This is a genomic window from Veillonella intestinalis (assembly GCF_943193155.1).
Taxonomy (GTDB): Bacteria; Bacillota; Negativicutes; order Veillonellales; family Veillonellaceae; genus Veillonella_A; species Veillonella_A intestinalis.
The window spans coordinates 54,532-66,367 of sequence record NZ_CALPDB010000007.1; the positions used below are offsets into that span (position 1 = coordinate 54,532).

Here is an 11,836-nt window from a genome sequence, read left to right on the forward strand (position 1 = left end):
TATAAAAATAAATTGTAGATTTAGAAAATCAATTTGTGCTTTGCTGGTGAACGAGCGTATAATCGAAGTATAATTAAGGATTTTTGGAGTATAGGCGTATTTTTTGTTAATAAAAAAACTCGACTCATAAGAGTCGAGTAAAGTTCAGATAAAAGGCTCACACCGAGCCGCCCGAAGGCATTGTAGATAAATCTTTATTTGAACTCGTAGTGTAATACTAGTGTGGTCTAATCCACTAGTTACATCTATATAGTAATCGTAATTGATTATTTTGTCAATTGTAAAATTATAAGATTCTTGTGGAAATAGACTTTATAACTATTGATGAGAGATTTAATATTATGAAATAGGGTAAAACATACTGAGGAGGTAAATTATGAAGGTATCTAGTAAAGAGGATTTGAAGCAAGTAAAAGATTATTTTGTAGGCCTAGACATAGGGACAAGTTCCGTAGGATGGGCTGTTACTAATGAATTATATGAGGTGTTACGGGCAAAAGGGCACAGAATGTGGGGAAGCCGATTATTTGAAGAAGGTCAGACTGCTGCCGAACGGAGAAATTATAGAGCAGGGCGTCGTCGTTTAGATAGACGAAATGATAGGCTTGCAATTTTAGAAGAATTATTTGCTTCAGAAATATATAAAGTGGATCCAGCATTTTATCAGCGGTTACATGAAAGTCAATACCATCACGAGGATAAAAATACGGATGGACAGTATTTTTTATTTAATGATGTAGATTATACGGATAAAACTTATCATAAGGAGTATCCAACTATATATCATTTGCGCAGTTCATTAATGAAAGAGCCTGCAAAAGATATTCGATTACTCTTTTTAGCAGTTCATCATATTATAAAATATCGTGGGAATTTTTTACTTGAAGGTGAACCGATAAAAACCTCAGGTGGTGTAATGGATATTTTACATCAAGTATTAAGCTGTATGGAGTTTTCACGCTTACATGATCAAATTGATGAACAAGTATTTGTTGACTTATTGACTAGTACAGGGCGTACCTGTAGTGATATTGCAAAATTAGTGAGTGATAGTATAGCTGATAAAGGTCTTAAAAAGCAAGCTAAGGCATTCACATCATTAGTCTTAGGATTAAAAGGGAATTTAGATGAATTATTTAATGAACCTGAATATAAAGAATTGGATGCCGATGTAAGAAGTGTAGAGTTTTCTGGGAAAGATTATTGGGAAGAGCGAGAAAAATATGAAAGCATCTTAGGGGAAAGTATTTTAGCGTTAGATGGTTGTAAAGCGTTGTATGATAGTCGTTTGTTATCAACGATAAAGCCAGATGGGAAGTATTTATCAGAAGCTAAGGTTGAAGTATTTAATGAGCATCAGGAACACTTAGTAAAGCTGAAAAAGTTGTTAAAAGGTGAAAAAGCCCTTTATAATAGTGTTTTTCGTGATGATACAAAAGATAGTGCTAATTATATAGCTTATATAGGTAAGAGCCAAAGTGGTAAAAATTGTTCGAGAGAGGATTTTTATAAATTTTTGAAAAAAGTACTTGAAGTTTTGCCGGAGAGTATTTTAAAAAGTGAAATATTGCAATTAATTGATTTAGATGTATTTTTACCCCTGCTACGTGTCCGTGAAAATGGAGTAATACATTATCAAATCCATGAAGAAGAATTGGAACAAATATTAGCAGTTGCTAGTAAAAAGTATGAATTTCTAAATAGTTGTGATGAATCTGGATTTACTGTAGCTAAGAAAATTTTAAAATTGCTAACATTTAGAATTCCTTATTTTGTAGGACCATTAAATCCAGCACATAAAGACAGTAATGGATTTGCTTGGGTAGTACGTAAAGAAGCCGGCAAAGTATATCCGTGGGATTTTGAGAAGAAGGTGGATATAAATGCGTCGGCACAGGCATTTATAGAAAATTTGACGAATAAGTGCACGTATTTGATTGGTGAAGATGTATTACCTAAATATTCATTAGCATATTCTAAATTTATGTTACTCAATGAACTTAATAATTTAAAATACAATGGGCACCCTTTATCCTATGAAGTTAAAATGGCGTTTATTACAGAATGTTTTCAAGCAGAACATAAAAAAATGACGGAAAAAGCAATTAAGAGCTTTTTGAAGTTGAAAGGTTTCACTGATGGTACAGGGGAATTAACAGGTTTGGACATTGACATAAAGAGTGATTTGAAGTCATATAGAGATATGGTGAGAATTTTAGGTGAAGGCTTTGATGAGCAATTAGCTGAACGAATTATTCGCTATGTTACATTATTTGGTGATGCAAAAAAAATACTAGCTGATGTATTGAAAAAAGAGTTTAAGGATACAATCAGTGAAGTACAAGTAAAACAAATACAAAAATTAAAGTATAAAGAATGGGGACGGTTGTCAGAAGCATTTTTGAAGAAAATTGTCGGTGTAGCTGGAGATGGCCCAGAATGCAATATTTTGACTTGTATGGAAACACAGTCACTGACTTTAATGGAAGTATTGAGTTCTCATAATTCGTATTTAGCAGCTATTGAGGAATTTAATGCTAAGCGCACTGAAGTGGTTGAACGGGGGAGTTATGATTTAGTTGATGAATTATATATATCACCAGCAGTAAAACGTTCCGTGTGGCAAACTTTACGGATTTTAGAGGAAATTACACAACTCCGCAGAGGGATACCAAAGAAAATTTTTGTTGAAGTAGCTCGAACAAATCGTGCGGAGAAGAAACGAACAAACTCTAGACAGGCTAAATTATTATATCTTTATAAAAATATTAAAGATGAAGCTCGTAATTGGTCTAAGGAAATCAAAGAAACTGAAGCCGGAAAATTTCAATCTAAAAAATTATATTTATATTATACGCAACAGGGACGTTGTATGTATTCGGGAGAGCCTATTGATTTAGGTGATCTATTTACATCTAAATATGATATAGACCATATCTATCCTCAAAGTGTTACAAAAGATAATAGTTGGGACAATTTAGTGCTAGTTAAATCTATACTAAATCGTGAAAAGACGGATAATTATCCTATTGAAATCGAAACACAGAAAAAGTGTGAGGGATTGTGGAACCGCTTATTAAAATACAACTTAATTAGTGAGAAAAAGTATGAACGGTTAATCCGCACAACTCCATTGACTGCTGATGAGTTAGCTGACTTTGTGAGTAGACAATTAGTAGAAACCAACCAAGCAGTTAAAGCAGTTACTAATTTATTAAAGAGGTTGTACCCAGATACAACAATTTGTTATGTAAAAGCTGAAAATGTTTCAGATTTCCGGCAAAAAAATGAATTTGTTAAATTGCGTAGTTTGAATGCACACCATCATGCTAAAGATGCTTATTTAAACATTGTAGTAGGTAATGTTTATCATGAGAAATTTACTAATAACCCTCGTAATTTTATCAAAAAAGCTAGAGCAGAGAAAAAACGGCCATATAATTTGAGTAAAATGTTTGATTTTCTGCTTAAAGTGGGACAACGTGTAATTTGGAATCCAGATAATAGCTATCCAGTAGTAAAGAAAATGATGGCCAACAATGATGTGCAAGTGACAAAAAAATTAATTGAGCAAAAAGGGGCTTTGTATGATGCTACCATATATAAAGCTAGTGTTGCTAAAATAAATAGTTATGAACCACTTAAAAGAAATAATTCAGTGTTGGCTGATGTAAAAAAATATGGAGGATTCACAAGTATTAAGATCGCTTATTATAGTATTTTTGAACTATATAATAAAAAGAATAAAGAACATGAATTTCAATTATTAGCAATGCCTATACTTAAGATTAATCAACTAAAAAGTGTTGATGATTATATTGCCTATGCAAGTAGTGTAATCGATAGTAATAAATATGATGTAGTTAGGTTAGTTTATAGAAAACTATGTATAGACTCGTTAGTTAAGATTAATGGTTTTTTATATTATATAGGTGGTAAGACTAATAATAAAGTTTATATAAATTCAGCAACGTCGCTTGTTCTTAATGCGGAGATAGTAAAAAAACTAAAGGTTATAGAAACTTATTTGAATAGAGTACAGAATGATAATAAATATGAGCCTAATTTAGAATATATCAATGAGGAAAATAACATTGAAATATATAATTCTTTAATAGAGAAAATGGGCAAAAAAGCTTTTTCGACTATGAAAATGAATAAAAAGGATGAACTATCTAAGTTAGAAACACTTAATGCATTCAAAAAAATAGATTTGAGAAAACAGTGTTATATATTGTTTGAATTGTTAAATTTATTAACGCATCAAAAAACAACATTTGATATAAAAATGATAGGTTTATCTGCTTCTAGATGTACTATTAATATGAATATTACTAAGTTACAAGAGTTTTCTATAGTTACAAAATCTATTACTGGTTTATATAGTAAGGAAATAAAGATTATCTGATAGTTATGGGAGTGATAGAAAGGCTGATTCTATGGGCTGGCGTGTAGTTGTAGTAGATAATCGGGCAAAATTAGATTTTAAAATGAATTATATGGTTGTTCGTAAGGAATGTGGTTGTAATAGAGTATATATCAATGAGATTCAGGTTTTAGTAATAGCATCAACGGCGGTTAGTTTAACCGCCGCCTTGCTTAATCAATTAATAAAAGCAAAAGTAAAAATCATTTTTTGTGATGAAAAATTTAACCCTACTAGTGAAGTAGTTTCTTTATATGGCAGTCACAATACAAGTAAGCGATGTAGAGAACAAATTGAATGGGCGGAGGATATTAAGCAGTCTGTTTGGACTGCATTAGTTAAGCAAAAAATTAGGAATCAAGCAAGGTTACTTAAATCGATGAATAAGTTGGAATATAGTCTACTTGATTCATATGTAGATGATCTACGATTTAATGATGAATCGCAACGTGAAGGGCATGCAGCAAAAGTTTATTTTAACTCTTTATTTGGTAAACTTTTTACTCGTGATGATGATAATAACATAAATGCTGCTCTTGATTATGGATACTCTATTTTATTATCTGCCATTAATCGGGAAATTGTAGCTATGGGATACTTAACTCAATTAGGTCTAAATCATTGTAATCAATTTAATCCTTTTAATTTAAGTTGTGATGTTATTGAGCCATTACGAGGAATAGTCGATAGATATGTAGTGGGAATAAATCATACACACTTTACAAGGAAGGAGCGATTAGAGTTAATTGATTTATTAAATTCAGAAGTAAAAATCGAGGGAACTAATCAGTATTTAAGTGCGGCTATTAAGATTTATTGTAAAAGTATATTTGATGCACTTAAAGAAAATGATATTAGACTAATAAGGTTTGTGGAGTATGAGTTATAGATTTATGAGAGTAATGGTTATGTTTGATCTACCTGTGGAATCTTCAGCTAATCGTAAATCATATAGAGTTTTTAGAAAATTTTTACTATCCACAGGATTTTATATGATGCAAGAATCAATATATGCTAAGTTGGTGCTGAATCAAACAGAAGCTAATAAGGTTATGGCGTATGTTAGATGTCAGAAGCCACCTGAAGGGTTAGTACAAATGCTTGTGATTACAGAAAAACAATTTGCAAAAATGGAGACGCTGGTTGGTGAAGTAGCAACTGAAGTTGTAACGTCTACAGATCGGCTATTAGTATTATGAAACTAACTTATTTAACATTGGATTTAGAACTTGATTTATCTGATGAAATAATTACGACTTTAATAGTTGAAGAAAGGAGTGTCTTTAGAAAGTTAGTAAAGGACTTTTTTCAAGCTAGTGGTGGAGAAGAAAGTGAATGGGTACTATCAGTAGCTAATAAAATACTGGATATAAAAAAGGATGTGTATTTTATTAGTGATTTCTTTAAATTAGATATTAATAATAAGACTTTACTATCTAAATTACATCAAAGATTGTCTGGAATTGCTACAGAAGAGGTTGAGCTATTGTATGAGATTAATCAAAAAATACAACAGCTTTTATTATCGTTAGAAAGCAGTCTTTCTATTGATGTTTTTCACAATGAATTAATTGCAGTACAAGATATTGTTAAGCTAGGCAATTTTCTAATTAGAGATGATGAGTTTGATGATATTGGTAAAGTGGCTAATTTTATTGATGTAGTTATAGAGTTACTAAATCCTAAATTGATGGTTTTGTTGAACCCCCGTTCATATATGGATGATGGGGAAATAACTTTATTTTTTGAAACAATGCTTTGTAAAAAAATTCCAGTACTATGTATAGAACGAGTATGTAAAGATGATATATCAGTTGTAAGAAATAAGGAAATAATTTATACTTTAGATAAAGATTTATGTGTATTTTAGATTGAAACACTAGTATGGCACTTGGCTCGTAACCGGAAAATTCTCTTGAACTTTAAATTCATAAAATTTTGTAAATATGCAATTTGGGGTTTGAGAGTAGTGTAATACTAGTGTGGTCTAAAACTAAGGCAAGCGAAAGTAAATCAGTTGACATGTTTGAGAGTAGTGTAATACTAGTGTGGTCTAAAACTTAGATAATCAATGAGCAGAGTTAAAACTTAGTTTGAGAGTAGTGTAATACTAGTGTGGTCTAAAACTCGCCAGTAGCGATTCGTTTTGTCATATCTGTTTGAGAGTAGTGTAATACTAGTTTGGTTTAAAACTTCCTGCACAGTCGCCACCTTTTGAAACTAGTTTGAGAGTAGTGTAATTTTATATTACGGTCTAATCCTCATCTTACATATTCCCTCAAAAAAATGTAAGAAAATTCATTTTCCCTCTTGCGCAAAAAATAAAATCATGATACTATATGAAAGTACCTGGAATAACGGTATTGCGGCCCCGTGGTGTAGCGGTTAACATGTCGCCCTGTCACGGCGAAGATCGTCAGTTCAAATCTGATCGGGGTCGCCATTTTTTTATTTACAAAAGTTTTTCCTCATTTGCCTCGGTAGCTCAGTCGGTAGAGCAAAGGACTGAAAATCCTTGTGTCGACAGTTCGATTCTGTCCTGAGGCACCATTAAGAATAAAAATTCTATGCGGTTGTGGTGGAATGGCAGACACGCCATCTTGAGGGGGTGGTGAGCGTACGCTCGTATGGGTTCAAGTCCCATCAACCGCACCATACAGTAAATAAGCGCCTTGTGAGTTTTCACAGGGCGCTTTTTGACTATAGATAACAATATGATTTTGTTAATATTGATGAATTTCCCATCTATTGATTTACTTCAGGATATTCATAAGAAGGTGGTCCATCTTGGCGGCTTTCGTCGTAATGTTTAAGGATACTTTTAATTTCTTTACGTAGTAAAATTAAGGCAATTAAGTTTGGAATTACCATAATACCGTTAAACATATCACTTAAATTCCACACAAAGTCTACTTTACCAGCAGAACCTAATACAATGAATACTAATACAATAATACGATAGATATGAATTGCTATATTTTTTTGTTTGAATAAGAATCGAATATTGGACTCACCGAAATAGTACCAACCAACTACGGTAGTAAAGGCGAAGAATGTTAAGCAAATAGCGATAATAGCAGGTCCAATATCACCAAAGGCGGTAGCAAAGGCTTGTTGGGTAATAAGTGCACCAGATAGACCTAGTTCATGACTACCAGTTAAAAGAATAATTAATGCGGTAGCTGTACAAATGATAATGGTATCAAAGAATACGCCAAAGAAAGCTACAAAACCTTGTAATACGGGATGTAATACTAATGCTGTAGCGTGAGCATGTGGGGTAGAGCCCATACCAGCTTCATTGGAGAATAAGCCACGAGCGACACCAAAACGAATGGCTTCTTTCATTGTTATACCTAAAGCGCCACCGCCAATAGCAGATGGGTTGAAAGCTCCTTCAAAAATATATTGTAAGGTAGGCATAATATGATTAGAGAATTTAAATAAAATAGCAATAGCGCATAAAATATATAAAAGCGCCATAAAAGGTACGACTAATTGGGCAAAGGTGGCAATGCGCTGTATTCCACCAATAAAAATTAAACCAGCTAATAGGGCGATTGAGATGCCAATATAAATAGGTTCAAAGCCAAAAGCACTATTTACAGAGGAGGCGATGGAATTGGATTGCACCATGCAACCAATAAAACCTAACGCAATAATAATGGCGATAGAAAAAAAGTACGCGAGAAAGTTAGCGGAATTAGAGCCTATAATATTTTTAAGACCTTTTGAAATGTAGAAGGCAGGGCCACCGATAAATTGGCCTTTAATATCCTCTCGATAATGTTGCGCTAATATTGCTTCTGAAAAAATGGTAGCCATACCAAACATAGCGCTTAACCACATCCAGAAGATTGCGCCTGGTCCACCAGCCATAATAGCAGTAGCAACACCAGCTACATTTCCGGTTCCGACTTGAGCGGAGATTGCCACAGCAAGTGCTTGAAATGAAGATATCGATTTTTCATTGTTACTGCCTTCAGGTTTATGACCTTTATAAAGGCGACCAAAGACTTGACGACAGGCAGGACCGAAGCGAATAAATTGTGGAGCCCCTAGATAAATAGTAAAGAAAATGCCAATTCCTACCAAAGCATACATAAGTATGTATCCCCAAAGTACATCATTAATTGCTGTAACAATAGTTTCTAATACTACAATAAAATGTTCCATCGCAATCCCTCTCTTCTTATACGTATTCTCAGTTTATGAGCTGACGCTATTGAAAAATAAACAGAATATGAAAATTATATTATCATTAAAAGTCTCTTTTGTAAATACAAATGTTTATTTAAAAGAGACAAGGCATATATTACTATTTAGAATTAAGTATGTACTAAATTAAACCAGTTATTTTAAAGGAGTCAGTGTATGATATAATATGAGGTAGCTTTAAGAATGAGAGATATTTATTATTGGGGGATTTAAACATTATAGATTAGTGGTGGGTTTTACTAAAGGAGAATTCATCTTGGAATTACTATGGTTTACGTTTGATATTATTGGCACGATTGCCTTTGCCATTTCAGGGACTCTTGTGGGGATTGGTCGGCGAATGGATATTTTTGGTATGCTCGTGTTGGCTTTGGCCACTGCTATTGGTGGCGGTATTATGCGTGATTTGATTGTTGGTAATATTCCGCCCAATTCACTGCGTACGTTTACCTATGTGTTTATTGTAATGGCGGTTACATTTGGGGTCTTTTTTATTTATCGCGTACGGCGAGCTCATTATATTGGCACACGGTGGGTGCGTCGCATGTATCTGGGTGCTGACACGCTCGGTCTTGCCTCTTTTACTGTAACTGGGGCAGGGATAGGGGTATATAACTATCCTGAAATGCCAGTTCTTGCAGTTATCTTGGGGCTTTTGACTGCTGTTGGTGGCGGGGTTATTCGCGATGTCTTAGCACAGCGTGTACCGTCAGTATTGCGGGAAGAGGTTTATGCGTTACCCGCTATTATTGGAGGGATTGTGTACTATGCGTTTTATCATGCCGGGCAATGGCAGATGGCGTCGTATAGTGCATTTATTATTGTTGTGGTTATTCGTACTCTAGCATTACGCTATAGTTGGAGTTTGCCACGCATTCGGTAGGAGTAGGCTGTTAGTGTGGATTTTAGTTTTATTATATATGTTCCTATGGTATAATATATAAGATTAAAAAAGACTTATAAACAGTCGTTTCAGAGAGATTTTCAATGAAAATTAGATAGTTTCACTTATTCATCGGGATAAGTGCGGAGATGGTATTGCTAGACAGGTTTGTTAGCAAGTGAATTAAGAAGGAGTTGAGTATATTGGGTAAACGATTTTCCTGGTTTGCAGGCGCTTTGGCAGCGGCTGTGTTATGGGGAACATCGCAAGTATCGGCGGCAACGATTTTATTTGTGCCACAAGATAACCGGCCAGTTAGTTTGTCTTATACTGTTGATACTGCTGAAGGTGCTGGCTATACAGTAATTACACCGCCAGATTATTTAGTATCTGGTAAAAATTATCATGGTGAAGCGGATAAAATTTGGCAATGGGTTGATGAAAATGCAGCTCGTGCTGATGTAATGGTATTGAGCACTGACACCTTGATTTATGGCGGTTTGGTTGACTCTCGTAAACATAATTTATCTTTAAATATGTTATTAAATCGGACTAAGCAGATTGGCAGTTTGCATGCTAAATATCCAAATGTACCAATTTATGCGTTCGGTACTGTCATGCGTTCACCTCGTGCTAGTGGTGGCGGTGTAGAGCCTTCGTATTATGATGAATATGGCCCAACAATTTTCCAAATTGCGGCCTTACAAGATAAATTAGACGCAGGTAATTTAAGCCAAGAAGAACAAGCTAGTTTAGTGCAATTACAAGCTACTGTGCCTATTGAATATTTACAAGATTGGTTTAATCGTCGTCAAAAGAATATGACTGTAAATCGGGCGTTAATTGATGAAACACGTAAAGGTGTTTTCAAATATTTCGCTCTTGGTCATGATGATACAAGCACGTTATCCCAATCCGCTTTGGAAAGTCGTTACTTGAAATTATATAGTAAAGGTCTTAAAGTTGATCAATATGGTAGCTTCCCTGGGGCAGACCAATTAGGTTTATTGCTCATTGCTCGGGCTCATGTGGACCGCAATAATTTAAAACCATCTTTTGAAATGATTTATCCATTAGGTGGTGCTGGTGAAACGGTACCTCACTATGAAGATCAGTCGGTGGCTAAAACGATTGCAGAACATATTGAAGCTGTAGGCGGTACCATGACAACCAATGGTAAACCAGATATTTTATTGGCTGTGAATACACCATTAGGCAAGGTAACTGGGGAATCAGAAGCATTTGAAAACTTCCCAATGATTTCAGCTAGTACAAATGCCTTTTTAGATAAAATTGAAACGGCTATTAATCAACAGGTGCCAGTGAGTGTAGCTGATATTTCTTACTCCAATGGCGCTGATAATACCTTTGTATATGGCCTTTATAAACGTGATTTGTTATATAAAGTAGAATCTTATAATGGTTGGAATACGGCAAGTAATACGGTTGGTTATGCTATTGCGCAAGGTGTTTTAGGCAAAGTTATGCCAGAACAAGAAAAGCGCAATATGTTGACACAACAATATTTGGATAACTGGGCATATCAGGCGAATATTCGTAAGGATATTTATCGTATGCAAGATTCCATTCGTACGGATAATGTGCGCTATACTGGTACGTTAAATGAGAAACTAGAAGCCTATATGGGTGAACGAGTGCAAGATTTTGCTGAAAAATATTTAAAAATCGATCCTCGGACAGTATCTGCTCGATTCCCTTGGGGCCGTTTATTCGAAACGGATATTACTGTATATGATCAACCAGTAGCTCCATTACAAAAAGAATTGCGTTTACAGCGAGAAGCAGAAGCACGGGCTAAAGCAGAAGCAGAAGCAAAAGCTAAGGCTGAAGCAGAGGCAAAAGCTAAAGCAGCAGCTAATGGTGCGGTGGCACCGACGACTGATACTAGTGGCGCTATGTCCACACCAGTACCAGTAACGAAAGAATAGACAGATGTATACGGGACGGAGGGCTTAGTCCTTCGTCCTGTTTTTGTTAGAGAGGAGAACTGTTTTGAAACAGTCGTTTTTACCTGAAATTACGTATATGCGCGGGCTTTGTATGTTAGGCGTTATTGGGATTCATGTGGGCTCCTTTGCATTAAGTAATCCCCAGGCAAATACACAGCTCATAGGGTTGCTCGAGATATTGTCTCGGTTTACAGTGCCGGCTTTTTTCTTTTGGCTATGTCACAACAAACAGTTGATAAATAGCCATTTTTGTAGGGGAGTATCAGAACTCCCCTACAAACTGTTATTTGCAGTTATCTATACTCATTTGGAATTTCGATATGAAATGTCTCACACAAT

7 protein-coding genes, 3 tRNA genes and 1 pseudogene are annotated in these 11,836 nt (G+C 34.8%); 10 read left to right on the forward strand and 1 reads right to left on the reverse strand.

What is annotated here, in order from left to right; genetic code table 11:
• Positions 1–376 precede the first annotated feature (376 nt).
• The 7 genes from cas9 to NFR44_RS09145 all read left to right on the forward strand — a co-directional run bounded on the left by cas9 (position 377) and on the right by NFR44_RS09145 (position 7,081).
• On the forward strand, positions 377–4,408 hold the full coding sequence (gene cas9 / locus NFR44_RS09115; protein WP_251444173.1) for a type II CRISPR RNA-guided endonuclease Cas9: 4,032 nt from the start codon (positions 377–379) through the stop codon (positions 4,406–4,408).
• Positions 4,409–4,439: 31 nt separating this feature from the next.
• On the forward strand, positions 4,440–5,315 hold the full coding sequence (gene cas1, locus NFR44_RS09120; protein WP_251444176.1) for a type II CRISPR-associated endonuclease Cas1: 876 nt from the start codon (positions 4,440–4,442) through the stop codon (positions 5,313–5,315).
• A gap of 13 nt (positions 5,316–5,328) precedes the next feature.
• A complete protein-coding gene (gene cas2 / locus NFR44_RS09125; protein ID WP_277612552.1) occupies positions 5,329–5,625 on the forward strand; it encodes a CRISPR-associated endonuclease Cas2 in 297 nt (98 codons plus the stop codon).
• On the forward strand, positions 5,622–6,296 hold the full coding sequence (gene csn2 / locus NFR44_RS09130; RefSeq protein WP_251444179.1) for a type II-A CRISPR-associated protein Csn2: 675 nt from the start codon (positions 5,622–5,624) through the stop codon (positions 6,294–6,296). Before cas2 ends, csn2 begins: the two co-directional genes overlap by 4 nt.
• Positions 6,297–6,793: 497 nt before the next feature.
• Positions 6,794–6,869: transfer RNA gene (locus NFR44_RS09135), tRNA-Asp, on the forward strand.
• Positions 6,870–6,900: 31 nt separating this feature from the next.
• Positions 6,901–6,976, forward strand: a tRNA-Phe gene (locus NFR44_RS09140).
• 19 nt (positions 6,977–6,995) lie between these two features.
• Positions 6,996–7,081 (forward strand) — tRNA-Leu (locus tag NFR44_RS09145).
• A 90-nt stretch (positions 7,082–7,171) separates the two neighbouring features.
• Here NFR44_RS09145 and NFR44_RS09150 read toward each other — a convergent pair.
• Positions 7,172–8,602, reverse strand: coding sequence for an alanine/glycine:cation symporter family protein (locus tag NFR44_RS09150; RefSeq protein WP_251444182.1), 1,431 nt, complete (start codon positions 8,600–8,602; stop codon positions 7,172–7,174).
• Between the two features lie 298 nt (positions 8,603–8,900).
• On the opposite strand from NFR44_RS09150, the gene NFR44_RS09155 reads away from it, so the two are divergent.
• From NFR44_RS09155 to NFR44_RS09165, 3 genes and pseudogenes are all read left to right on the forward strand, one after another.
• Positions 8,901–9,527, forward strand: coding sequence for a trimeric intracellular cation channel family protein (locus NFR44_RS09155; protein ID WP_251444185.1), 627 nt, complete (start codon positions 8,901–8,903; stop codon positions 9,525–9,527).
• Positions 9,528–9,730: 203 nt separating this feature from the next.
• A complete protein-coding gene (locus NFR44_RS09160) occupies positions 9,731–11,476 on the forward strand; it encodes a DUF4127 family protein (RefSeq protein WP_251444188.1) in 1,746 nt (581 codons plus the stop codon).
• Between the two features lie 64 nt (positions 11,477–11,540).
• Positions 11,541–11,836 (forward strand): annotated as a pseudogene (locus tag NFR44_RS09165) (hypothetical protein); the annotation flags it as partial.

Coding starts and splice junctions, on each gene's coding strand:
- cas9 (WP_251444173.1), top strand. CDS start 377: ATGAAGGTATCTAGTAAAGAGGATTTGAAGCAAGTAAAAGATTATTTT.
- cas1 (WP_251444176.1), top strand. CDS start 4,440: ATGGGCTGGCGTGTAGTTGTAGTAGATAATCGGGCAAAATTAGATTTT.
- cas2 (WP_277612552.1), top strand. CDS start 5,329: ATGGTTATGTTTGATCTACCTGTGGAATCTTCAGCTAATCGTAAATCA.
- csn2 (WP_251444179.1), top strand. CDS start 5,622: ATGAAACTAACTTATTTAACATTGGATTTAGAACTTGATTTATCTGAT.
- NFR44_RS09150 (WP_251444182.1), bottom strand. CDS start 8,602: ATGGAACATTTTATTGTAGTATTAGAAACTATTGTTACAGCAATTAAT.